The following is a 23491-nucleotide window of genomic DNA, read 5'->3' as shown; positions in this document are numbered from 1 at the left end:
GCTGCGCGCCGCCTTTTAAAACAAGCGAAATTGCTCACCGGGCACCCCTAACGGCGATAGCCGCACGCCAACGCCCAGCAAACGCACCGGCTTATTACCCCTTGCAAACGCCTGCTGCAAAAGCTGGCGAAAACCTTCTTCCGTCCAGCCGGTGCCCGCCTGCTCCAAGGTGGTTTGGCTGAAGTCATGAAACTTCACCTTCACAAACGGCTTCTCTGCGCGATAGCGGCTGCGTAACCGCGCTAAACGCGTTTCAAACTGCGCAAACAACATCGGCAGCTCTGCCTCGCAGGCGGGTAAATCGGGCAGATCTTGATCAAAGGTGTGCTCAACGCTCAACGATTGCCGGCGGCTATCGACCACCACAGGCCGCTCATCGATGCCTTGCGCCAACTGCCACAGCCGCTCACCAAAACCGCCCAGCTCTTTGGCCAACGACAGGGCATCTAGGCGCCGGACATCACGGCAGGTGGTGACGCCTAAGCGCTCTAACTTGCGCGCCGTAACCTGCCCCACGCCATGCAGGCGCTTGACCGGCAAATCGCTGACAAACGCTTCAACCTCTGCCGGGGTAATCACAAACAAGCCATTGGGCTTACGCCAGTCACTGGCAATTTTGGCGAGAAACTTATTCGGCGCCACCCCAGCCGAGACGGTGATGCGCAACTTCTCCCACACCTGCTGGCGAATCTCTTCGGCCATCCGCGTGGCACTGCCGCCGCAATGCGGGCTTTCGGTGACATCCAGATACGCCTCATCAAGCGATAAGGGCTCAATCAACTCGGTGTAGCGGCGAAAAATCTGCTGAATCTGCTGCGAAACCTCGCGGTATACCTCCATGCGTGGCTTCACCAAGGTGAGCTGCGGGCATAACTGCAACGCCTGACGTGTGGCCATCGCCGAGCGCACTCCGTAAGCCCGTGCTTCATAGTTGCACGTGGCGATCACCCCACGGCGATCGGCGCTGCCACCCACAGCGATGGGGCGCGAGGCCAGTTGCGGGTTATCGCGCATTTCAATCGCGGCATAAAAGCAATCGCAATCAATATGAATAATTTTGCGCGCCGTCACGCACTAACCTCAGCCAAGAAATACTGTGATTACATACAGGCAAGCTTACCCCTGCGCGCTCCGCAGGCCAAGCCGAGGAAATTCCACTAAATGAAAAATATTCTTTGACAGACAACAACTTGGCTCATAGAATGCGCCCTCTCTGACGCGGGATGGAGCAGTCTGGTAGCTCGTCGGGCTCATAACCCGAAGGTCGTTGGTTCAAATCCAGCTCCCGCAACCACTTTTCGGCAAGGTCTTCTTGCCTGATTCGCCAAGGCGAATCGAACAGCGTCAGCTTTGACGCGGGATGGAGCAGTCTGGTAGCTCGTCGGGCTCATAACCCGAAGGTCGTTGGTTCAAATCCAGCTCCCGCAACCAATAAAAAACCCGAAGCATTGCTTCGGGTTTTTTTATGCGCGCACAAACCTGCGCAACATCTAATAACACTCGCTAACTGGCCAGCCGCCACTTAGGCACAGACAATAAAGCCCCTGCAAAAAAACTGGTGCGCGAGCCGGGATTCGAACCCGGGACCTACCGCTTAGGAGGCGGTTGCTCTATCCAGCTGAGCTACAAGCGCACGCAAGGGTGTGCATCTTACCCAGCACCCACGCGCTTGTCATGCCCGATACAGGCCGCAAAAGGCCGCCATAGCACGGAACTGGTGCACAATTCCAGACATTCGGTAGTGGCCAGCCCACTGCTTCTGGTCGAAACTTTTTGCTAAAGGGTTTAAAATGGGCGTCAAATTAATAGCACCATTTTTTTGACAGCAATCTGCAATCACCATGAGATGATTGTGATGGCGCAAAAATAACCTCACTTATTCAGGCAATACCATGAAACACGCGCAAAATTTGTACTCCAGCCGCACCGCCGATAAGTTTGTTCTGCGCTTGCCGGAAGGGATGCGCGACCGCGTCGCCGAAGTGGCGCGCCAGCATCACCGCAGCATGAATTCAGAGATCATCAATCGCCTCGAGCAAAGCCTGAGCATTGACCTGCCCGAGAGCGATGCCAGCAGCATTACCCTCGACAGCAACAAGCTCAGCCATCACGAACGCGAATTGCTGCTGCGCTTCCGTCAACTGACCCAACGCCAACAAAACGCCTTGGTTGCTCTTATTGCCCAAGAAGCGCCCAACAACGACGCGGAATAACAGCTACTGCGGCTGGCAATTCAACCAAATGCGCAGCCGCACCACCTCACGCTGAAAGCTTGCCGATACAGCGGCTTTCTCACCGGGCGCCAACTGCACGCGCCGCCACTGATCCCCTTCCGGCCCGTTACTTAAGCGCACCGAGCAGCGCTGTGCTTGCGACGTGTCATTGCGCACATGCAGCACCGCCATATTGCGTGCCAATGCCTGAGCCTCGTATTGCAGGGGCGCACCGACAAACTGCGGCGTTACCTCAATGGGAAAAGCCCAAGCCGGCAACGCACAACACAGTCCACCCCAGGCAACAATTTGCTTTAGCATGCAAGCTCCTCTCCGTTAGGCAAGGCTTAAGCTGTGAAAACACCGCGTGTCACACTCGATCAATGGCGCACGCTACAAGCTGTGATTGATCACGGCGGCTATGCACAAGCTGCCGAGGCACTGCACCGCTCGCAATCATCGGTAAGTTACACCTTAGCGCGCATGCAAGAACAGCTGGGTGTCCCACTGCTGCATATCGAAGGGCGCAAAGCTGTGCTCACCGAAGCCGGCACCACACTACTGCAGCGCTCACGTAACCTCGTCACGCAAGCCAATCAGCTAGAAGAACTTGCCGAACAAATGGAGCAAGGCTGGGAAGCCGAGGTGCGCTTAGTGGTCGATGCCGCCTACCCCACCACACGCCTCACCCATGCCCTGTCTGCCTTCCAGCCTTTTAGCCATGGCTGCCGCGTGCAGCTGCATGAAGAAACCCTCTCCGGCGTGGAAGATGCACTGCGCGAAGATCGTGCCGATCTGGCGATCAGCGGCCTGAACATTCCCGGTTACCTGGGTGACGACCTACGCAGCTCAAGCTTTCACGCCGTCGCCCACCACGATCACCCACTGCACCAGCTGGGCCGCTCCATCACCGCGCAAGACCTGATCAGCCAGCTGCAAGTGGTGATTCGCGACTCCGGCAAACACAGCCCCAAAGATGTCGGCTGGCTCGGCGCCGCACAGCGCTGGACAGTGACCAGCCTAGCCACGGCCGCCACTTTAGTGCGCCAAGGCCTGGGCTTTGCCTGGCTACCGCAGCAACTGATCACCGACGACCTAGCAAGCGGCCTGCTGAAAATCTTGCCACTGGAAAATGGCAGCCATCGCGAAGTACGCTTCAGCCTTTACCCCAACCGCAATCGCCCATTGGGCCCGGCAGCGCGAATCCTCGCCGACTTACTGCGCCAGTCGCCCACCGACACGGAATAATCAGGAGCCCGCCATGGCCTATTTCACCCATAAAGGCTGCCAGCTGCACTACCAAGTCCACGGTAGCGGCGAACCTTTGCTGTTAATTCACGGCCTGGGCTCCAGCCTGCGTGACTGGGAGTATCAAGTGCCGTTTTTAGCCGAGCATTATCAAGTCATCTGCATGGATGTGCGCGGCCACGGCCAGTCTGATAAACCCCGCGAGCGTTACAGCATCGCCGGCTTTGCTGACGACGTACGCGCCCTACTCGACCACCTGCAACTCGCCCAAGTGCATTACCTAGGCATTTCCATGGGCGGCATGATTGGCTTCCAGCTCGCCAGCAGCGATCAGCAGCGGCTAAAAAGCCTGATCATTGTTAACAGCAGCCCCGAGGTTAAAGTGCGCACCGCCAGTGATCGCCTACAGGTGTTCAAACGCCTTTTTCTGGCCCGCGTGCTGGGCCTGAAAACCCTCGGCAAAGCCCTGGGTAATATGCTCTTCCCCAAGCCTGAACAAGCTGAACTGCGCGAAAAAATCGCTACTCGCTGGCCCGAGAACAGCAAACGTGCCTATTTAAGCGCCCTGCACGCCATTATTGGCTGGGGCGTGCGCGAGCACCTTGTCGACATCAAAACACCAACCCTAGTGATTACTGCCGACCGCGATTACAGCCCCGTCGAACTCAAGCGCCAATATGTGCGCGAAATGCCCAACGCGCGCCTGGTGGTGATCGAAGACTCGCGTCACGCTACACCACTGGATCAACCCGAACGCTTTAATCAATGCGTGCTGAATTTCCTCCACAGCCTGAACAAGGAACCTCTCAATGCTTAAGCATTTGCTGCTGGCCGCTAGCCTGCTCGTTACCTCACTGGCGCATGCCGCCGACCGTCCTCATGTACTGCTGAGCACTAACTATGGCGATATCGAGCTGGAGTTGGATGGCGACGCCGCTCCGCTGAGCGTGCGCAACTTTCTGCAATACGTGGAAGCCGGCCACTACCGCGACACCGTGTTTCACCGGGTGATTCCCGGCTTTATGATCCAAGGCGGCGGCTTCACCGAGACACTGGAACAAAAGCCCACCCAAGCACCGGTGAAAAACGAAGCCGACAATGGCCTTAAAAACGCGCGCGGCACCATTGCCATGGCCCGCACCCAAGTGGTCGACAGTGCGACCAGCCAGTTTTTTATTAACTTAAAAGACAACGACTTCCTCAACCACGGCTCGCGCGATTTCGGCTACGCCGTGTTTGGCAAAGTGGTGAGCGGCATGGATGTGGTGGACAAGATCGCACGCGTGCAAACCGGCAACTACGGCATGCACCAAAACGTACCGAAAGACCCGGTGTTCATCCTTGAGGCGAAAAAGCTGTAACCCCCGCCCCAATAATAAAAAAGGCTGTCATCACGACAGCCTTTTTTGTGTCTCACTCTATATGCCGCAACGCCTCTCAGGCATTACCCACACGACTAAGCTGCAGCGCTTGGGTGAAGTCCAGCATGCGCTTGAGCGGCCGCACCGCCTCAGGCACCAATGCCGGGTCCACATGAATCTCATTAGAGCCCTCACGCAGGCAATTCAGCGTGCGCTCAAGAGTATTCATAGCCATCCACGGGCAATGTGCACAGCTGCGGCACGCCGCGCCGTTACCCGCCGTGGGCGCCTCAATAAACGACTTACCCGGGCACAGCTGCTGCATTTTGTAGAAGATGCCGCGATCGGTAGCGACGATAAACTGCGGGTTCGGCAACGTTTGCGCCGCCTTGATCAGCTGACTGGTAGAACCCACCGCATCGGCCAGCTCGATCACTGACTCCGGCGATTCTGGGTGCACCAACACGGCAGCATCCGGGTAGATCGCCTTAAGGTCCGCCAGCTGCTTGGCCTTAAACTCTTCATGCACGATACAGCTGCCCTGCCAAAGCAACATATCGGCGCCAGTTTCGCGCTGGATATAGCGACCCAAGTGCTGATCCGGCGCCCAGATAATCTTCTCGCCTTTATCCATCAGGCTTTCGACAATCTCCAGCGCGCAACTGGAGGTCACCACCCAATCGGCCCGTGCTTTAACGGCTGCCGAGGTGTTGGCATACACCACCACAGTGCGATCGGGGCGCGCATCGCAAAACGCCGAAAACTCATCCACCGGGCAGCCTAAGTCCAGCGAGCAAGTGGCATCCAGCGTCGGCATCAGCACGCGCTTTTCTGGGTTAAGAATCTTGGCGGTTTCGCCCATAAACTTAACGCCCGCCACCAGCACGGTTTGCGCCGAGTGTTGATTGCCAAAACGAGCCATTTCCAGCGAATCAGAGACGCAGCCGCCGGTTTCTTCAGCCAGCGCCTGAATGAGCGGATCGGTGTAGTAATGCGCCACCAGCACCGCGTTTTGCTTTTTCAGCTCGGCGGCGATGTCGCGCTTATACTGCGCGATCTCTTCTGCGGTTAATGGCTTCGGCTGTCTGGCTTCCAAGTGCGCTTGGACCAGTACCCGTTCAGGAATTTGCGACATCACGGTAAACCCTGGCTAATCCGGCCTGCGAGTATACACCTCGGGCAGTTTTTGCCGGCACCAATGAAAAGGGCCAGCACGATGGCTGGCCCTTGAAATAATGGTGGGTCGTGTAGGATTCGAACCTACGACCAATTGGTTAAAAGCCAACTGCTCTACCGACTGAGCTAACGACCCAATGGCGCGCTATCTTACTGATTTTTTTAGATTAATCAACACCTTCGGAAAACTTTTTTACGCGTATGGCGTCGGATCAGCGACACCGGCAGCGGCAAAACCCTGCGCGCGCAAACGACAGCTATCGCACTTGCCGCACGCCAAGCCTTGGCTGTTGGCTTGGTAGCAAGAGATGGTCAAAGCGTAATCGACCCCCAGCTGCACACCCGCCTGAATAATCTCCGCCTTCGATAGGTTTTGCAGCGGCGCACGAATCTTAAAGCCCGCGCCTTCCACACCGGCACGCGTCGCCAAGTTGGCGGTGCGTTCGAAGGCCTCAATAAACTCTGGTCGACAATCGGGGTAGCCGGAGTAATCCACCGCATTCACGCCGATAAAAATATCGCTGGCTTCTAACACCTCAGCCCAACCCAAGGCCAAGGCTAAAAAAGTGGTGTTGCGCGCCGGCACATAGGTGATCGGAATACCTTCAGTCGGGCCTTCCGGCACCGCAAGGCTGCTATCGGTGAGCGCTGAGCCGCCAATGCCGTTTAAGTTAAGCCCCACCACTTTGTGCTCGCGCGCGCCGAGCGCTTGCGAGACACGCTCAGCCGCGACCAATTCAGCGCGATGGCGCTGACCGTAATCAAACGCCATGGTGTAACAGGCAAAGCCCTCGGCGTTGGCCATGGCCAAGATAGTGGCCGAATCTAAACCGCCAGAGAGCAAAATGACGGCGCGTTTTTCGTGACTCATCTCAGTGCCCCGGTTCGTCTTGCCAAAGAATTTTGTGCAGCTGTAGCTGAAAGCGTACTGGCAGATTGTCGCTGACAATCCAGTCGGCCAGCGCTCGGCTGTCCAGCTCGCTAAAGCTTGGTGAGAACAGCACATCCTGCACGCGCTCCGCGAGGCGATATTCAATCAGCTTGCTGACGGCCCAGTCGTAGTCTTCGCGCGAACAGATCACGAACTTCACCTGATCGTGCGGATTAAGCAGTGCGATGTTGTCGTAACGATTGCGCGCCACTTCCGCCGAGCCTGGGGTTTTTAAGTCCAGCACTTTCACCACTCGCGGATCAACGCCGGTGACATCGATGGCGCCGCTGGTTTCCAGCGATACCTCATAACCGGCGTCACACAGCAGGCGTAGCAAAGGCAGTGCATTGGGCTGCGCCAACGGCTCGCCGCCAGTCACACAGACATAGCGCGGGTTGAAGCTGGCGACCTTGGCGACAATCGCCTCAAGGCTCATCAGCTCGCCGCCGGCAAAGGCGTAAGCGGTGTCGCAGTATTGGCAACGCAGGGGGCAACCGGTCAGGCGAACAAACACGGTGGGCAAACCCAAGGTGCGCGTTTCGCCCTGCAGCGAATAGAAGACTTCGGTAATACGCAGGGTGTCTTTCATACCATCCACGGGCGTGACAGCGAAACAGGCTGTCCGCCTCCGCAGTTAAACAGGCGCGGGATTGTACTGAAAAAACACTTAACTGGCTTGCCTTGCTGACAAGCCAGTCAGTTAGAGGGTGTTACTGGCCGAGTTCGCGCTTGGCCAAACCCGCTGCTGAAGAGCTCGGGTATTGCGCAGCCACTTGCTGGAAGATAGTGCGCGCTCTATCGGCATTGCCCAAGCGCTGTTCCACCACGCCCAACTTGTACAGCGCATCGCTGACTTTGGCATGGCTGGCGTAATTCTGATTCACCAAGGCAAAGGCCTTACCGGCGTCTTGCAGGCTGCCTTGCGCTAAATGCACTTCACCCAGCCAATACTGAGCATTACCGGCATAGGCACTCTGCGGATACTTACGCAGGAAGGCATTGAAGGCCTTGATGGCATTATCGAAGTCTTTGTTCTTGATCAGATCGAACGCGGCTTCGTAATACAGCTTTTCTTTTTCCGGGTCAGCCGGAGCGGCGTTGGCCGCAGGCGCTGGTTGTTGCGCCACTGGTGGTGTCGGTGCTTGCGAAGCATCCACGGCACCGCTGCCTGCCTGCACTGGAGCGACAGGCGCCCCCGAGCCCAAGCGGCTATTCAAATCGTCATAGCGCTCTTTGCTGTCGCGCTCTAACTGCTGAATCTTGTACTGCTGCTCTTCAACCATGCCACGCAAGCGAGTGAGTTCTTGCTCCATCTGTTGCAGCTGGAGAAACAACCCACCCTGCGCCGAAGGTGCCGTCGCTGGGCCGCCCGCATACGCCGTGTTGTTGCCATAGGCATTGTTGGCATAGCCACCCAGCTGAGCGGAGTTATCCACCACCTGGACTTCGGCCTGCGCCAACAGCGGCAACAGTGCAGCAGTAAACAGTACGTTCCTGGTCAACGACATTCTTCGATCCTCTTGCGTAACAGGGGTGAGGCGCCAGATGACTAGCGCCTCGCTCAGAACTTACTTGCGCAGTTCTACGCGACGGTTCTGCGCCCAGCTTTCTTCGCTGGTGCCCATAGCCACCGGACGCTCTTCACCGTAGGACACCAGCTCCAGCTGAGCCGGAGACACGCCCTGCAGGACCAGGTAACGCTGTACCGCACCGGCACGACGCTCGCCCAGAGCCATGTTGTACTCACGGGTGCCGCGCTCGTCAGCGTGGCCTTCCAGCACTACGCGGTTGCCGTTGGCTTTCAGGTCTTTAGCGTGCACGTCCAGAGCCTGCATAGCTTCTGGCTTCAGGTCAGAGCTGTCGTACTCGAAGTAGAAAGTAGTGATAGCGCGCAGAGCGGCTTCTTGAGCGCTCAGGCTGCCATCTACTGCACCGCTGTTAGCGCCGTAGCCAGCGTTAGGATCAACAGCGCCTTCACCGGCAGAGTCACCGCCTTTAGAAGAACAGCCTGCAGCGATAGCCAGAGCCAGGCTCAGAGCAGCCAACTTACCGAATTTGAACATTTCCATGGTATTTCCCCAGATTGCAAAAGTGCATCAGTTAACAAAGGTTGTTTGTCCCGACCTTAACGCAGGAACGGTGACAAAGAAGGTTCACGCACATCACCCTGTGCGGTTGGCAGCGGAATGCGCACACGCCCGTTGGTAGAAACGAGCATAAGCACACCACGGCCTTGCTGGCGGGTCGCGTAAATAAGCATGGTGCCATTAGCGGCAACCGTTGGCGACTCATCAAGGTTGGTTTGCGACAGGATCCGTAAGCGGCTGGTTTGTAGATCAAACGCCGCCACTTGGAACACGTGGTAACCATCCTGACGATGCACCATCACCATGGTCTTTCCGTCAGCCGACAGCTTGGGGTTGGCATTGTAGTTGCCAACGAACGTCACCCTTTCAGCGCTGCCACCATTAACATTGGTGCGGTAAATCTGTGGTTTACCGGCGCGGTCCGAAGTGAAATACAGCGTTTGCCCATCAGCGCCCCAGAAGGGTTCGGTATCGATGGCGAAGTGATTGGTCACTCGGCTCAACTGACGGGTCATCAAATTCATCACATAGATTTCTGGGTTGCCGTCACGCGACAACACAAACGCCAAGCGGTTGCCATCCGGCGAGAACGCCGGCGCACCGTTTAGGCCTTCAAAGTTGGTGATCTGCTCACGGCGACCGGTATCGATATGCTGAATAAAAATGCGCGGGCGCTTTTGTTCAAACGACACGTAGGCAATGCGCTTGCCATCCGGCGCGAAGGTCGGCGACAAAATCGGCTCACGCGATTGCAGCAAGGTCACCGCACGGGCACCGTCGTAGTCGGCACGCTGCAAGGTGTAGCGGGTGTTATTGGTGGCTAGGTTTTCTGCCGTGACGTAAAGCAGACGGGTCGAAAACGCGCCTTTTACGCCGGTCATTTTTTCAAACGACTGATCACTGATGTAGTGCGCCATGTCGCGCAGCTGCTGCTGCGTGCCGCCGACGTTGCCGGTGAGAATCTGCTGCTCGGTGGAGACGTTAAACACGCCGTAAGTGATCGACAAGCGGCCGCCGTCGGGCACCACATTACCAACCAATACGTACTGCGCGCCGAGGGCCTTCCAGTCGCGATAGAACACGCCTTCAGCGCTGTTGGGCATGCTCAGCATGTTCTGCCGTGGGATCGGCTCGAAGTAACCGGAGTTACGCAGGTCGTTACCGATGATCTCGGCCATGTCTTCGGGCAGCATAGCGCCGCCCTGCCAGCCAAACGGCACCACAGCGATAGGAATCGCGCGGTCGGCGCCATGTGACACCACCAATGGGTCGGCCGCTTGGGCCATCCCAGCCCAGACCAACGCCAATAAAACCAGGCTCTTTACGATATTCACAGAGACAAATCCTCCGGTTTAAAAATCATTCGCCGCTGACGGTAATAGCGGTCAAAACTAGCACGATCCAGCTGCTGCATCTCTGGGATGCGTGCCACGTTGCGCACAGCGGCGATAGCAGACTGGTCAAACGCGGCATCGTTACTGCTGCGCGTGACGCTGACGTTAATGATTTGCCCCGACGGCAGCATTTCAATCAGCACTTCCACACTCATGCCGTTACGTGCCGACGGCGGGCGCGACCACTGCTCACTGACCAAACGCACGATCAAGTCATCGAAGCTGGCGGTGACTTGGTCGCCCAACTCTTCGCCCATGGCCATCTGGTGCTGCGGCTCGTCGCTCATCAGCTCAGCCAGCGCTTTGGCTTTAGCATCGGCTTGCGCCTTGCGCTTAGCGGCATCGGCGGCTCGCTTGGCGTCTTCGGCAGCTTTCTTACGCGCCTTCTCGGCTTCGGCCTTTTTGCGCGCTTCTTCAGCGGCTTTTTTCTTCGCGTCTTCGGCCGCTTTCTTTTTTGCGGCTTCGTCGGCGGCTTTCTTTTTAGCTATCTCGGCCTGCTTTTTCGCTTCGGCAGCTTTTTTCGCGTCTTCTTGCTTCTTCGCTTCGGCTTGTTTCTTAGCGTCTTCGGCTTTCTTTACTTCAGCGGCCTTCTTCGCCTCGGCTTGTTTTTGCGCTTCGGCTTTTTTCTGCTCTAGCTGCTCAGCTTCGTATTGCTGGGCAGCAGTTTTCTTCGCTTCGCCAGCAATTTTCTGATTGGTTTGCACCTGCGCTGGGCTCTTGGACTTTAACGACACTAAAGTCGCCGTCACGATCGGCTTAGCCGGCGGCAAATCCGGGGTGAACTGAAAGCTCACAAACAGCAAAGCAAACAACACCACGTGAATGGTGACTGCCCAAGTAATCGGCCAGAAATAGCTCTGCGATGAGGGACGCGCGCGCTCTTCCATCAGGGTGCTTCGGTAATCAAGCCAACATTAGTAATACCGGCTTCCTGCAAACCGCCCATCACCGCCATCACGCTGCCGTAATCCACCGCTTTGTCGGCGCGCACAAATACCTGAATAGCCTGCCCGCCTGTAGCGTTCTGGCGCAGGATGGCACCAGCGGCTTGCACTAGCTCTTCTAGGCTAACGGCCGTTTCGCTGCTTTTTTCCTGCTCGGTTTGTACCGCATCGCCGGTGTTCCAGTAGTAGGTTTTGTCAGCCTTGATAGAGATAGTCAGCACTTTGGCGTTGTTGTCTTGCGGCAACACTTCGCTGGAAACCTTCGGCAGATCCACCTTAACGCCTTGGTTAAGCATCGGGGCGGTCACCATGAAAATCACCAACAGCACCAACATCACGTCGATGTACGGCACTACGTTCATTTCGGCGACTGGCTTGCGCTTGCTGCGCACTCGCATCGGACCCATCAGTCTGTCCTCAGTCGTCCTTGGTGTGTACTTTGCGGTGCAGAATGCTGCTGAACTCATCGGCGAAGGTGTAATAACGGCCGATCAGGTTTTCTGCACGGGCAGAGAAGCGGTTATAGGCAATCACCGCCGGGATCGCGGCAAACAGGCCAATCGCAGTGGCGATCAGCGCTTCGGCAATACCCGGCGCCACCGTGGCCAGTGTGGCCTGTTGCACTTGGGCCAGACCACGGAAGGAGTTCATGATGCCCCACACGGTGCCGAACAGCCCCACATACGGGCTGGTCGAGCCCACGGTGGCCAAAAACGGCAGCGCTTGTTCGAGCTTTTCTTCTTCGCGCGAGATAGCTACACGCATGGCGCGCTGCACGGCGTCCATCACAGCATCAGGGTCAACACCCGGCTGCTGACGCATGCGCGAGAATTCTTTAAAGCCGGCGCGGAAGATTTGCTCCACACCGCTGTCGGGGTCTGGGCTGCTGCCAGCTTGGCGATACAGCTTGGACAGGTCGATGCCTGACCAGAAGCGATCTTCGAAATTCTCAAGGGCTTTTTTCGCCGCACGCATCGCGGTGCTGCGCTGGAAAATCATCACCCAAGAGATCACCGAGGCGGCGACTAGGCTGAGCATGACCAGCTGCACCAGCAAACTGGCGTTGCTGATCAAGCTCCACATGGACATATGATCTGCGGCGTTAGCTTCCACCTAAGGACTCTCCTGTCATTCACTCAATAGCTGGCGGGAAAAGGCCTCGCGCAGCGTGGCAGGCAAAGCCTGCGGTTTTAAATTGTCGGCCCGTACACAGGCCACTTTAAAACGCCCCTGACACAGCGGCGTTTTGCTGTCTTGGTGTTCGATAACCTGTTCAAAGACCAGGCTCGCGCGGGCAAGTTCCACCACCGCGCTGCGCACCAAAAGCGTGTCATCTAGCTTGGCCGGCTTGAGATAACGCGCCTCTGCGCTATGCACAACGAACAGCAGGTTCGCCTCTGCTAACTGCGACTGGGCATACCCCAGCTGACGCAGCGCCTCGGTGCGAGCCCGCTCCATAAACTTTAAATAATTGACGTAATAAACAATCCCGCCCGCATCGGTGTCTTCGTAGTAGACCCGCACCGTGTGGGCAAATGGCAGGACGCCATTGGGCGCGCGCATATTAGTGCCTCGCTTAGGTCTTGCCAATCGGCCAGACATGACTTTTTACAGTTATTCGTCGCCTGCGAATAAATCGTTGCTCACAGGCTCGTTTAGGCGCTTGGGCAAGTTCAAACCAAAGTGCAAATAGGCATGCCGTGTGACCACCCGGCCGCGCGGCGTGCGCATCATAAAACCCTGTTGAATCAGATAAGGCTCGAGCACATCCTCGATGGTGTGGCGCTCTTCGCCAATGGCTGCGGCCAAGCTTTCTACCCCCACTGGGCCGCCATCGAACTTTTCCATCATCGCCAGCAGTAGACGTCGGTCTTGGTGGTCGAAGCCACAGGCATCCACATCTAAAAGATTCAGCGCCTGATCCGCGATCTGTGCGCTGATCACACCCTGCCCGCGCACCTCGGCAAAATCGCGCACACGGCGCAGTAAGCGATTGGCAATCCGCGGGGTGCCACGGGCGCGACGGGCAATTTCTAACGCGCCTTGGTTATCGATACTCAAACCCAGAATCTGCGCCGAGCGGCTAACAATCGTCGCTAAGTCAGCCACCTGATAAAACTCCAAGCGCTGCACAATGCCGAAGCGATCACGCAGCGGCGAGGTCAGCGAGCCGGCACGCGTGGTAGCACCGACCAAGGTAAACGGCGGCAAATCCAGCTTGATAGAGCGTGCGGCGGGGCCTTCGCCGATCATGATATCCAACTGGTAGTCTTCCATCGCCGGATACAACACCTCTTCCACCACCGGGGAAAGGCGGTGGATTTCATCGACAAACAGCACATCGCCGGCTTCAAGGTTGGTCAGCAAGGCCGCCAAATCACCCGGGCGCTCCAGCACTGGGCCTGAGGTGCTTTTGATCGACACGCCCATTTCGTTGGCGATGATGTTCGCCAACGTGGTTTTACCAAGGCCTGGCGGGCCAAAGATCAGCGTGTGGTCGAGCGCTTCATTACGCTGGCGGGCGGCCTGAATAAACAGCGCCATTTGCTCACGCACCGTGGCTTGACCGGTGTAGTCGGTCAGTTTTAACGGGCGGATGGCGCGGTCTTGCTGCTCTTCACGCTCACGCGGGCTGGCAGCGGCGGTAATCAGGCGGTCCTGTTCAATCATGGGGCACTCTCAAACGTCGTGGCCGCAGTGTACCTGTGTGCGCCACGCAGAACGAGCCACGCACTCACACCATGCCTTTTAAGGCTTGGCGGATCAGCTCTTCGCTGCTGAGGCCTTCGCCGTTAATCCGCCCCACCGCTTTGCTCGCCTCTTGCGGCTTAAAGCCGAGCGCCACCAGCGCAGCCACGGCATCACTCTCAGCACTGGCCGGCAAAGGTTCTGGCTGACTGGGCAGCACCAGCGGGGCCATTTGCGGCAGTGCTTCCCAGGCTTTAAAGCGGTCTTTGAGTTCGACCAACAAACGCTCGGCGGTTTTCTTGCCCACGCCGGGGATTTTCACCAGTGCGGAGGTGTCCTGCGCTTGTACGCAGCGCACCAGATCGTCGACATCCAGCCCGGACATTAACGTCAGCGCTAGCTTGGGCCCGACGCCGTTTAAGCGGATCAGCTCGCGGAACAGTTCGCGCTCGCGCTTTTCATAAAAGCCATATAGAAGCTGCGCATCCTCACGCACCACCATGTGGATGTGCAGCGTGAGCGGATTATTCAGCGCCGGCAGGCGATACAAAGTACTCATCGGCACATCGACTTCATAACCCACGCCGGCAACATCAATCAGCAAGTGCGGCGGTTGTTTTTCCAACAGAGTGCCGCTTAAGCGACCAATCATGGCATTTCCTTAAAGCGCAAACGGCCACTGCGGCGGCGCGTGGCGGTTAATTGGTGAGGCACCAGCGACTGCTGATGATGGGCGTGGCAAATGGCGATAGCCAATGCGTCGGAGGCATCCATCTGCGGCGCTTGCGTGAGTTTGAGCAAGTGCATGACCATCTGCCGTACTTGCTCTTTATCGGCGCTGCCTTTGCCGACTAAGGCTTGTTTGACCTGCGTGGCTGTGTACTCCTCCACCGGCAAGCCGGACTCCACCAACGCAACAACCGCCGCGCCGCGGGCTTGGCCAAGCTTAAGGGCTGAATCGGCGTTGCGGGCCAGAAACACCTGCTCGATAGCCGCGTACTCGGGCTGATATTGGCTAATCACTTCACGAAGGCTGCGATAAATCAACGCTAAGCGCTCGGCAAACGGGCCGTCGCCGGCTCGCACGCAGCCCGAGGCAATGTATTCGCACTGGCCGCGCGCCAAGCTGCGCACAATGCCAAAGCCGGTTAAGCGTGAGCCGGGGTCGATACCGAGAATAAGCGCCAAACTGGTTATCCATACAGATGTTTTGCGCAGTCTAACCAGTTGCGGTTAGCGAGGCCAGCTTAATGTTGACTGGGCGCCGCCTCGAGCAAGGCCTCCGGCACATGCGCTTTAAAGCGCGCCAAGATATCGCTGGCCAGTTCGCGTTCTAAACGCACATCCAGCACATAGGCCTTGATATTCAGCGTCACGCTGCCTTGCCAGTCATTACTTTCTTCCAGCTGCACACTCACGGGCCGCGCCAAGTAGCAATACGGCGACACCCGCGCCACTTGCTCGCCCACGCGCCGCAGTGCCGCTAAATCACTGCTGGCACGCACTTTAACGGGCACCTTGACCTGCTCAACCACGGAGCCCGCGTTGCTGTCGCTTAAGGTCTGCTGCAGTAACAGCTGGTTGGGCACGTAAATTTCGTTGTCGTCGAAGGTCTGCAAGCGCGTGCTGAGCAGACCGATATGAGTGACTTCGCCATAGCGCTCTGCCACTTCGAGCATATCGCCGACGCCAAACGGGCGGTCGAAGACAATCACCAAACCGGCAATCAGGTTACGCAGTAAGTCTTGCGCGCCCAGCCCCACCGCCAAGCCCAGTGTGGCCAAAACGCCCATTAACAGCTGCGTCGGCAAGGCCAGAATCACCATGGCGATGTAAACCAGCGCCGAACTCCACAGCAACAGGCCAACCCCCGGCCGCCAGCGCAAGAGTAACAAGCGGCGCTTGGGGTGTTTTTCAGCTGCTTTCAACAGCAGCCAAGCACTGCCCCAATACACCGCAGCCGTCACCAGCAACACCAGCGCGATGCGCCCTAACTGCCACCACGATATTTGCTGCAAAAACTGTACGAACGCGTTATCCATGTTGCCTCCTCGCGGCCCTGTTGCGCCCGTTAATACAGCGCATTGGCGGCACGCAGTGCCGTCAGCAAGCTGCGTGCGAACAAGGGATTAATACGAAATACCTCTTGCTCGCCCAATTGGTCGTGCAACAACCACTGCCGTGCCTGCAAAGCTCCCAGCAGCCATGCGCTGTTATCTGCCGACTGCTGGAAAATCTCGGCGTGCTCAGCCGCTGATAAGGCACCGTGAGCCATGATCTCCGCCAAGGTCAGCCGCGTGCGAGCATCAACATTCTGAAGACTTATCTGCTCGGGAATGCGAAAACCACGCAACCAAATGCGCCCATCCACATCACGGTGCAGGGCGCATAAGGCGGCATACACCGCGCTAAAAAAATTACCCTGACAAGGCTTATATAAGGCCGTGAGCCCTTCGTGTTGCAGATCAAATGGTCTGGCCGGCAGAGCATCGAGCGCTTGCCACCACAAGTCGCGATCCTGCCCTTTTAACAGCGCAAAACGCACCTGCAGCGCATGCAGAAACTCTTCTTGGTTCGGCCACGGCAGGTTGATTTCTTGGCTTACCAACGGCTCAAGCTGCCACTGCCATTTAATCCGCCGCCACGTTTGCTCGGGCCACACATGCACCCACGCCAAATGCCGCGACGCCAGCATGATGCGCCACAAAGCCCGCAGCACAACGCCGGCATCCAAGACCCGCAGGTTTAGCAGCGCCGCTTCATCTAACAGAATGACGCGCGGCGACAGGCCTTCTAGCTGCTCACACAGGCTGGGCACATCGCGGCAATCCTGCAAGGCAAAGGCCTTGGCAAAAAAGCGCAGTAAATCGGGCTCAGAACGAATGCGCTCCGACACGCTCAAGCGCTGGACCAAAATATCCTGTTCGATATCGGCTTCAAGCTGATTGAGCAACGTGGTTTTACCCACGCCTTCCGGGCCGACCAAGGCAATATTCGCCACACCGCCTTGCTGCCAACGGATTAACTGCTGGTGCAGCTGTTGACGGGCTTGCTGGTTGAGCACAAAGAGCGGACTGCCCGCCGGTAAAGGTTCTAGGCTCAATACCTGCTGCAAATCTTCCGGCAAGCCGGCTCTGTGCTTGAGCAACTCGTCATAGGACAAAAACGCACCGGGCCCTAAGCTCCAATTCACCGAGGGCGGTTGTCCATCCTTGATTAACCAATTGCGCCAAAAACGCCATTGCGCCGTCACTTATAACCCCCGCAAATTCTGCTACAACACCCAAGCTGATCCTTTCTTGGCTCGCTTGTTTGCCAGCCGCAGGATCATTAGATTAACAAATAGTTTTCCCCTACCATCATAAACAGGCGGGATAAGCATGACCTTAACCGATCAGGCCACCCAGATTCGCCAAGGCGAAGAGCTCAACTCTCAGACCATCGACGCCTATCTAAAGCAGCACCTGCCTGCTATGAACTTAAGCGGCACACCGGAAATTAGCCAGTTCCCCGGTGGCGCTTCCAACCTGACTTACCTGATCAAGTACCCCGAACACGAATTTGTGCTGCGTCGTCCGCCCTTTGGTCGTCGCGCCAAATCGGCCCACGATATGGGCCGCGAGTTCCGCATTCTTAATCAGCTTAACGACGGCTTCCCTTACTGCCCTAAAGCCTATCTGCATTGCACCGATGACAGCGTGATTGGCGATGAGTTTTATGTAATGCAGCGCGTTAAAGGCATCATTTTGCGCAGCGATTTGCCCAGCGAAATGAACTTTAGCGCCGAGCAAACCCGCGCCCTGTGCCACAGCTTTATCGACAAACTGGTTGAGCTGCATAACGTCGACTACAAGGCCTGCGGCCTAGGCGACTTGGGCAACCCCGAAGGCTACGTGAAGCGGCAAATCGAAGGCTGGATCGACCGTTACGAAAAAGCCATCACCCCCGATGTGCCACAGTGGGACAGCGTGAAAACGTGGCTGCGCGAAAAAATGCCCGCCGACCACGCCAAGCCCGGCATCGTGCACAACGACTATCGCTTCGACAACGTGCTACTCGACCCCGCAGACCCGATGAACATCATCGGCGTGCTGGACTGGGAGCTGACCACCATTGGCGATCCGCTGATGGATCTGGGCAACACCCTCGCCTATTGGATTGAAGCCGGCGACCCACAACCCATGCAGATGATGCGCCGCCAACCGAGCAATGCCCCCGGCATGCTGACCCGCGCCGAGTTCGCTGCTTATTACGCGGAGAAAGCCGGCATTGAGCTACCGTGCATCAACTTCTACTACTGCTACGGGCTGTTCCGTCTAGCCGGCATCGTGCAGCAGATTTACTACCGCTATTACCATGGCCAAACCCAGGACAAGCGCTTTGCGCAGTTCAGTATGATGAACAAGCTGCTGGAGCAGGTCGCCCTTAACGTCATCAAACAATCACAGCTGTAAGCGGAGATTCCCATGCAAAAGACCGATCTGTTCGACCTCGAAGGCAAAGTAGCACTCGTCACTGGCGCCAGCCGCGGCATTGGTGAGGCCATCGCCCGCCTGCTGGCCCAACAAGGTGCCCACGTGATTGTTTCCAGCCGCAAGCTGGATGGCTGCGAAGCCGTAGCCGCGAGCATTCGCGAAGCCGGCGGCCAAGCCACCGCACTGGCCTGCCACATTGGCGAAATGGAGCAAATCAGCTCCGCCTTCGCCACCATCAGCGAGCAGTTCGGCAAGCTGGATATTCTGGTCAACAACGCGGCCACGAATCCGCAGTTCTGCCACGTGCTGGACACTGACTTAGTCGCCTTCCAGAAAACCGTCGATGTGAATATCCGTGGTTATTTCTTCATGTCGGTAGAAGCCGGCAAGCTGATGAAGAAAAACGGCGGCGGCAGCATCATCAACGTAGCCTCGATCAATGGCGTCACACCGGGCCACTTCCAAGGCATTTACTCGGTGACTAAAGCCGCCGTGATCAACATGACCAAAGTGTTCGCCAAAGAGTGCGCTGGCCTTGGCATTCGCTGCAACGCCCTGCTACCGGGCCTGACCGATACTAAGTTCGCTTCTGCCCTGACCAGCAACGATGCGATTCTGAAAACCGCTCTGCAGCGCATCCCCGCCAGCCGCGTGGCGATGCCGGAAGAAATGGCCGGTGCCGTGCTGTACTTAGCCAGCGCTGCTTCGAGCTACACCACCGGCGTGACGCTGAACGTCGATGGCGGCTTCTTAGCCTAAAACGCTACTCAGTAAAACAACACAGGGGCCAATCGGCCCCTGTGTTGTTTTAGCGCGAGAGAATCACTGCCAATCGCGCAGCGCTTGCTCAGCCGCCGTGTTCAACGGCTCAACCACTAAGCCAGTGGCACTCTGGCGTACGGCAAACAGCGCGCCGTCGGCCATAGGTAAAAAGGTGATGCGCCCGGCTTCGGGCTTAAACAGCATCAAATCGCGCTGGTTTTCCCGCAGCAAACGCCAAAAATCGATGCCGTAAGGGCTTTTGGCCAGTGCGGTTTGGCTCGGCAACGAGTTATTTTGCTGCTCCAAGGCCAAATAGCGGCCCGCCAAGGCCTCTAAACGATAGGCCGTCTGAAAGCCCAGCAACGCCGCCACGCCTTTAAAGTGCAGCACGCGCACATCCAGCTGCCACAGGTCGCCGCGCATTTCATACAGGCGCTCGTCACCGTGCTCCTGCAAAGTCACGCGAAACTGTTGCGGCCCTTGGCGCTGAAAGCTCAGCGTCGCCAGTGGCTTATCTTGCGGCAACACTTGATAGCTGGTGACGTCCCACGCGACCACGCCGATCACCGCGCTGACCGCTAACACCAACAGGCCTAAGGTGCCGCGCAGCCAACCGAGCAGCCAATTGCCGCCGAGCAAAATACGCAGCGCCACCAACACGCACACCAGCGCCAGCAAACCCACCAACAGCGCCAAACCCAGATACTGCATGCACTTTGCTTCCCTGTTAGGATCAATGCCCGAATTATGCGTGGCCCGCCGGCACACCGCCAGCCGAGACGGTCACAGTCTGCACAAAGGTCACTCATGCTGATTGAAATGATGGTCTCACCAGAGGTGGTTTTGGTGCTGGCCGCGGTGGCATTTACCGCAGGTTTTATTGATGCGATTGCCGGCGGCGGTGGCCTTTTAACCATTCCCGCACTGATGATGGCAGGCCTGCCTGGGCACTTGGTATTAGGCACCAACAAACTAGCCGCCACCTTTGGCTCGGCCACCGCCACGGTAACCTTTTACCGCCGCAAACTGTTTAACCCTACGCAGTGGAAACCGGCGCTGATCGCCACCGCCATTGGCTCTGCGATCGGCGCCCTGATTGCTGATGCGCTGCCGGCAGAATGGATCAACCAAATGCTGCCGGCGGTGGTGTTTGCCTGTGGCCTGTATCTGCTGTTGGGTAAAACGCCCGAACACCCCAAGCACGATGACATTCCTATTCGCCAAGGCCGGCAGTGGCCGCAAGGCTTAGGCCTTGGTTTTTACGACGGCGTGGCGGGCCCCGGCACCGGTGCTTTCTGGACGGTCTCTACCCTGCTGCTCTACCCGCTAGAGCTAGTGCGTGCCAGCGGCGTGGCGCGGACGATGAACTTTGTCAGCAATGGCATGGCGCTGGCCGTGTTTGCCATCCACGGCCACGTGGCCTGGGTATTGGGCATTGCCATGGGCTTAGCGTTGATGCTGGGCGCTTTTTTTGGTGCACGCACAGCCATTGCCGGCGGTTCTAAACTGATTCGCCCGGTATTTATTTTGGTGGTGTTGGCATTAACCGCGCGCTTAGCCTGGCAGCACTGGTTCCACTAACCGGCCACGCTCAAGCAGATAGGTGTCGATCAGGTAGCGTGAAATCGTTTGCCGAGGCGGCAAGTGCGGCAGCTGATCGAGTGCAAACCAGCGCGCGTCTTCTAACTCTTCTTCCTGCACACGAATTTCGCCACTGGCGTATTCCGCGAAGAAGCCGACCATCAGCGAATGCGGCATCGGCCAGTTTTGGCTAGCCAGATAGCGCGTAGCGCCCAGCTCGACACCCACCTCTTCACGCACTTCACGCTTAAGGCACGCCTCTAGGCTTTCGCCGGGCTCTACAAAACCCGCCAAGGTGCTGTACATACCCGGTGGAAAATGCGGCGCACGCCCCAACAGCACCTCATCACCACGGGTAATCAGGGTGATGATCGAAGGCGACAAGCGCGGGTATTGGGTTAATCGGCAGTGCGGGCAATGTGCGCCACGCTCGTAACCCAGCAGTTGCGTGGGTGCACCACAGCTGCCACAAAAGCGGTGCTGGCGTGCCCACAAGCCAATTTGCGTGGCATAACGGTATAGCGAGAACTCATCGCCCGTGGCGCTGAACATCAGCTGGCGGACTGCTTGCCACTGGCCAAGCGAGTGATCCGGCGCGTCCAACTCGACCAATAACACGCGCTCACCGCGCCACTGGCCGAGCGGCACTTCCAGCAGACTCGCCGCACCACGGCTGCGCCAAAAAGCCTGCGGCAGCAGGGCGCCGAGTTCGTCACAGAGAAACTGCTGTTGGCTATGCACCAACACCCACGGTGCAGCGCCGTGGTCGTCAAACAGCTCCGGCAGCCAGCTCATCTTTAGGCCGCGTTCATGCCCAAGGCACGCACACTTTCACCCGCCAAACCGAGCACATCCGGCTGCCCCGCGCTTTGTGTGGCGCCACCTTCTAAGAAGTACTCCAAGCTGGTCAGCGCATCGGCTAAGGTTTCCAGCATGGGCTCCGACGGCATCGCAGGGCTTTCAATCATTTGCTGCAGAATGTAGTCGGCGCACAAGCCAATCAGCTCGCCAGCACGCTCTTGGCCCAAGAACCACAAGCCACCGCGTACCGCTTGCAAGCTGGCCGGCACATTGGCCAAGTGCATCTTGTCGCCGTTGGACTCCAGATACGCGGTAATTGCACGCTTGGCCAAAGCCAAACCAGACGCCGCTTCATCCAACAGCACAATGCGTGCTTCAGCCAGTTGGTTAGCCGCGAAAGACTCCGCCTCACTGCCCGGCTGCGCTTCGCTGGGGCGCAATTTGCGCTCACCGCGCTCAAGGCTGGCCACCATGCTTTCGGTATACAGCACAGCATCGGCGAGGTTATTCAGCTCGTCACGGCTGCCTAATTGCTCGGCATCAATCCAGTTTTTCACCACTGGCAATTGGGCATCTAAGGCATTGCCGGCGGAGGTTAAACCCACCACGCCCAAGGTTTTCGCCAAGCGGCCCATCAAGGCATGCAGCTGGGCAAACGCATCGCTTTGCGCAGCGCCACGTTCGATCAGATCGACCAAATCTTTCAGGCTGGATAGCTCTTCGCGCAGCGCGACAGACACCGAGCGCATCACCGAATGCCCGGGACCAGCCATCTGCTGGTATTGCTCTTCCAGGTACTGATCGTTGAACGGCAGCGCCGTTAGGTTAAATACCGTGCGCACTTGCTGGGCCAACGAGCCCTTGCCATCGCCCAGCGAAACTAAGTAGAGCAACTCTTTGAGCAGCGGCTTGGGCGCTTCGTAGCCCGCCGTGGCTTGCAGTATTTGCCGCAGCTCGCGATCGACGCGCGCGAACAGGCGCTTACGCGACGGACGCAGCAGCATGTGTGCATCAACCATGGTTTCCAGCGCGGCAGCGGCAACCCAGCACAGACGCGTCAGCGGCCCCGCGCCGAGTTGGCCATCTAAGCGGTGCAGCGCGCGCAGCATGATCTTCATGCCAGCGTAGGGCTTATTCTCGCGCAGTAAGTCGAGCAAGCCCACTTGGTACATCTGGCGCAGGCGCTTTTGCAGCTCTGGGTTATCTTGCACGGCGCCTTGCGTGGCGCGGGTGTGATCCAGACGCACGCTGAAAAAGAAGCTTTCGTCCAACAAGGGTTCACTGCGCACTTGGCGCAGCTCGTTAATCACCGGAATCAGTAGTTCCGGCAACTCAACACGGTTGGTTTCGAGGTTTTCCAGATAGCGGCGCAAAACAAACAAGCCATTACTGATGGCAGAGAGTTGGCCATCGCGCTCATTGCCCGCACCTTCGGGGATATCCATCGCGGCTTGGCAAAGCTCTTGCGCCAGCAAGGCAGCACCGGGCAGATCGATAATTTTCAGGCTGCCATAGATTTGCTGCAGACACTCTACCGACGACTGCAACAGACTGCTGTTGTCCCGCTCAGCAATAAAGTGCTCGAGGTTCTGCTCCGCCTGCTCCATGGTCGCAAACAGCACATCGCGAACCATGCTCAAAGAGTTGGCGCCACTGCTCATGCCTTATGCATCTCCCAAGCTGCTTTGTATCAGCCTTTTGATTATTAATGTTGCCGCACCAGAACGCCGGAAAAGTCCCTACGCAACTGCGTCATGTTCTTTTCACTGTGTGACAGATTCATCGGCTAAGCTCTGGATTTAGAAATACTTCTGCCAGACTGACGTTCAC

General features: G+C 57.5%; 27 protein-coding genes and 4 tRNA genes. 9 read left to right on the top strand and 22 right to left on the bottom strand.

Translation table 11 applies throughout. The features are described 5' to 3' along the window. Positions 1–15: 15 nt before the first annotated feature. Positions 16–1071, bottom strand: a complete 1056-nt coding sequence (gene dinB, locus BMX80_RS12240) for a DNA polymerase IV (RefSeq protein WP_074868887.1) — start codon at positions 1069–1071, stop codon at positions 16–18. 146 nt (positions 1072–1217) lie between these two features. Between dinB and BMX80_RS12235 the strand changes: the two genes are divergently transcribed. Continuing rightward, positions 1218–1294: transfer RNA gene (locus BMX80_RS12235), tRNA-Met, on the top strand. 60 nt (positions 1295–1354) lie between these two features. Further along, a tRNA-Met gene (locus tag BMX80_RS12230) sits at positions 1355–1431 on the top strand. A 125-nt stretch (positions 1432–1556) separates the two neighbouring features. On the opposite strand, the gene BMX80_RS12225 is transcribed toward BMX80_RS12230, so the two are convergent. Next, positions 1557–1633: transfer RNA gene (locus BMX80_RS12225), tRNA-Arg, on the bottom strand. Between the two features lie 259 nt (positions 1634–1892). On the opposite strand from BMX80_RS12225, the gene BMX80_RS12220 reads away from it, so the two are divergent. After that, positions 1893–2213: an Arc family DNA-binding protein gene (locus BMX80_RS12220; protein WP_071871350.1), complete on the top strand. Its 321-nt coding sequence runs from the start codon at positions 1893–1895 to the stop codon at positions 2211–2213. Positions 2214–2216: 3 nt separating this feature from the next. Here the strand turns inward: BMX80_RS12220 and BMX80_RS12215 are convergent, their stop codons facing one another. Further along, complete coding sequence (locus BMX80_RS12215) at positions 2217–2534, bottom strand: hypothetical protein (RefSeq protein WP_074868884.1); 318 nt, start codon at positions 2532–2534, stop codon at positions 2217–2219. A 33-nt stretch (positions 2535–2567) separates the two neighbouring features. Between BMX80_RS12215 and BMX80_RS12210 the strand changes: the two genes are divergently transcribed. The 3 genes from BMX80_RS12210 to BMX80_RS12200 are packed head-to-tail and all read left to right on the top strand — an operon-like array spanning position 2568 to position 4822. Further along, on the top strand, positions 2568–3461 hold the full coding sequence (locus BMX80_RS12210) for a LysR family transcriptional regulator (RefSeq protein ID WP_071871348.1): 894 nt from the start codon (positions 2568–2570) through the stop codon (positions 3459–3461). A gap of 13 nt (positions 3462–3474) precedes the next feature. Further along, on the top strand, positions 3475–4278 hold the full coding sequence (locus tag BMX80_RS12205) for an alpha/beta fold hydrolase (protein ID WP_074868882.1): 804 nt from the start codon (positions 3475–3477) through the stop codon (positions 4276–4278). After that, the gene (locus BMX80_RS12200; RefSeq protein ID WP_074868881.1) at positions 4271–4822 is read left to right on the top strand and encodes a peptidylprolyl isomerase; all 552 of its coding nucleotides are present in this window, start codon (positions 4271–4273) and stop codon (positions 4820–4822) included. The genes BMX80_RS12205 and BMX80_RS12200 overlap by 8 nt, the downstream gene beginning before the upstream one ends. A gap of 76 nt (positions 4823–4898) precedes the next feature. On the opposite strand, the gene nadA is transcribed toward BMX80_RS12200, so the two are convergent. The 16 genes from nadA to BMX80_RS12120 form a co-directional block, all read right to left on the bottom strand. Beyond that, positions 4899–5957 (bottom strand): quinolinate synthase NadA, encoded by a 1059-nt coding sequence (gene nadA, locus BMX80_RS12195; RefSeq protein ID WP_074868878.1) that lies wholly within the window; start codon positions 5955–5957, stop codon positions 4899–4901. A 101-nt stretch (positions 5958–6058) separates the two neighbouring features. Then, a tRNA-Lys gene (locus tag BMX80_RS12190) sits at positions 6059–6134 on the bottom strand. Between the two features lie 57 nt (positions 6135–6191). Next, positions 6192–6869, bottom strand: a complete 678-nt coding sequence (queC, locus tag BMX80_RS12185) for a 7-cyano-7-deazaguanine synthase QueC (RefSeq protein ID WP_071871344.1) — start codon at positions 6867–6869, stop codon at positions 6192–6194. A gap of 1 nt (position 6870) precedes the next feature. Further along, entirely contained in the window at positions 6871–7518 is a 648-nt protein-coding gene (gene queE, locus BMX80_RS12180; protein ID WP_074868877.1) for a 7-carboxy-7-deazaguanine synthase QueE, read from the bottom strand. A gap of 121 nt (positions 7519–7639) precedes the next feature. Next, positions 7640–8437, bottom strand: a complete 798-nt coding sequence (gene ybgF / locus BMX80_RS12175) for a tol-pal system protein YbgF (protein ID WP_074868874.1) — start codon at positions 8435–8437, stop codon at positions 7640–7642. 60 nt (positions 8438–8497) lie between these two features. After that, positions 8498–8998, bottom strand: a complete 501-nt coding sequence (pal, locus tag BMX80_RS12170; RefSeq protein WP_071871341.1) for a peptidoglycan-associated lipoprotein Pal — start codon at positions 8996–8998, stop codon at positions 8498–8500. Between the two features lie 56 nt (positions 8999–9054). Next, positions 9055–10302 carry a Tol-Pal system beta propeller repeat protein TolB gene (tolB, locus tag BMX80_RS12165; RefSeq protein WP_217641979.1) on the bottom strand — a complete coding sequence of 416 codons (1248 nt, stop codon included), beginning with the start codon at positions 10300–10302 and terminating at the stop codon, positions 9055–9057. Between the two features lie 44 nt (positions 10303–10346). Then, complete coding sequence (tolA, locus tag BMX80_RS12160) at positions 10347–11300, bottom strand: cell envelope integrity protein TolA (protein WP_407922795.1); 954 nt, start codon at positions 11298–11300, stop codon at positions 10347–10349. Next, positions 11297–11761 (bottom strand): protein TolR, encoded by a 465-nt coding sequence (gene tolR / locus BMX80_RS12155; protein WP_071871338.1) that lies wholly within the window; start codon positions 11759–11761, stop codon positions 11297–11299. Before tolR ends, tolA begins: the two co-directional genes overlap by 4 nt. 10 nt (positions 11762–11771) lie before the next feature. After that, positions 11772–12467, bottom strand: a complete 696-nt coding sequence (gene tolQ / locus BMX80_RS12150) for a protein TolQ (RefSeq protein WP_071871337.1) — start codon at positions 12465–12467, stop codon at positions 11772–11774. A gap of 15 nt (positions 12468–12482) precedes the next feature. Continuing rightward, complete coding sequence (gene ybgC / locus BMX80_RS12145) at positions 12483–12917, bottom strand: tol-pal system-associated acyl-CoA thioesterase (protein ID WP_074868871.1); 435 nt, start codon at positions 12915–12917, stop codon at positions 12483–12485. Between the two features lie 51 nt (positions 12918–12968). After that, positions 12969–14024, bottom strand: a complete 1056-nt coding sequence (gene ruvB / locus BMX80_RS12140) for a Holliday junction branch migration DNA helicase RuvB (protein WP_074868870.1) — start codon at positions 14022–14024, stop codon at positions 12969–12971. 64 nt (positions 14025–14088) lie between these two features. Beyond that, positions 14089–14694: a Holliday junction branch migration protein RuvA gene (ruvA, locus tag BMX80_RS12135; protein ID WP_074868867.1), complete on the bottom strand. Its 606-nt coding sequence runs from the start codon at positions 14692–14694 to the stop codon at positions 14089–14091. Continuing rightward, on the bottom strand, positions 14691–15230 hold the full coding sequence (gene ruvC, locus BMX80_RS12130; protein WP_074868865.1) for a crossover junction endodeoxyribonuclease RuvC: 540 nt from the start codon (positions 15228–15230) through the stop codon (positions 14691–14693). Before ruvC ends, ruvA begins: the two co-directional genes overlap by 4 nt. A 59-nt stretch (positions 15231–15289) precedes the next feature. After that, positions 15290–16084, bottom strand: a complete 795-nt coding sequence (locus BMX80_RS12125) for a mechanosensitive ion channel family protein (protein WP_074868862.1) — start codon at positions 16082–16084, stop codon at positions 15290–15292. Between the two features lie 29 nt (positions 16085–16113). Continuing rightward, complete coding sequence (locus BMX80_RS12120) at positions 16114–17235, bottom strand: ATP-binding protein (RefSeq protein WP_074868860.1); 1122 nt, start codon at positions 17233–17235, stop codon at positions 16114–16116. 187 nt (positions 17236–17422) lie between these two features. Here BMX80_RS12120 and BMX80_RS12115 point away from each other — a divergent pair, with 187 nt between their 5' ends. After that, the gene (locus BMX80_RS12115) at positions 17423–18496 is read left to right on the top strand and encodes a phosphotransferase family protein (RefSeq protein ID WP_074868856.1); all 1074 of its coding nucleotides are present in this window, start codon (positions 17423–17425) and stop codon (positions 18494–18496) included. 12 nt (positions 18497–18508) lie between these two features. Then, the gene (locus BMX80_RS12110; protein ID WP_074868853.1) at positions 18509–19276 is read left to right on the top strand and encodes an SDR family oxidoreductase; all 768 of its coding nucleotides are present in this window, start codon (positions 18509–18511) and stop codon (positions 19274–19276) included. A 63-nt stretch (positions 19277–19339) separates the two neighbouring features. On the opposite strand, the gene BMX80_RS12105 is transcribed toward BMX80_RS12110, so the two are convergent. Beyond that, positions 19340–19990, bottom strand: a complete 651-nt coding sequence (locus tag BMX80_RS12105; RefSeq protein ID WP_071871328.1) for a hypothetical protein — start codon at positions 19988–19990, stop codon at positions 19340–19342. 96 nt (positions 19991–20086) lie between these two features. Here BMX80_RS12105 and BMX80_RS12100 point away from each other — a divergent pair, with 96 nt between their 5' ends. Next, complete coding sequence (locus BMX80_RS12100; RefSeq protein ID WP_074868851.1) at positions 20087–20860, top strand: TSUP family transporter; 774 nt, start codon at positions 20087–20089, stop codon at positions 20858–20860. Here the strand turns inward: BMX80_RS12100 and nudC are convergent. Further along, complete coding sequence (gene nudC, locus BMX80_RS12095; RefSeq protein ID WP_074868849.1) at positions 20834–21655, bottom strand: NAD(+) diphosphatase; 822 nt, start codon at positions 21653–21655, stop codon at positions 20834–20836. The genes BMX80_RS12100 and nudC overlap by 27 nt on opposite strands. Positions 21656–21657: 2 nt before the next feature. Further along, entirely contained in the window at positions 21658–23322 is a 1665-nt protein-coding gene (locus tag BMX80_RS12090) for a ferrous iron transporter B (RefSeq protein WP_074868847.1), read from the bottom strand. Between the last annotated feature and the right edge of the window lie 169 nt (positions 23323–23491).

The sequence above is a fragment of the Atopomonas hussainii genome (assembly GCF_900109735.1).
Taxonomy (GTDB): domain Bacteria; phylum Pseudomonadota; class Gammaproteobacteria; order Pseudomonadales; family Pseudomonadaceae; genus Atopomonas; species Atopomonas hussainii.
Note: the sequence above shows the minus strand (reverse complement) of the source record. Positions and strands in the feature narration are given on the sequence as shown.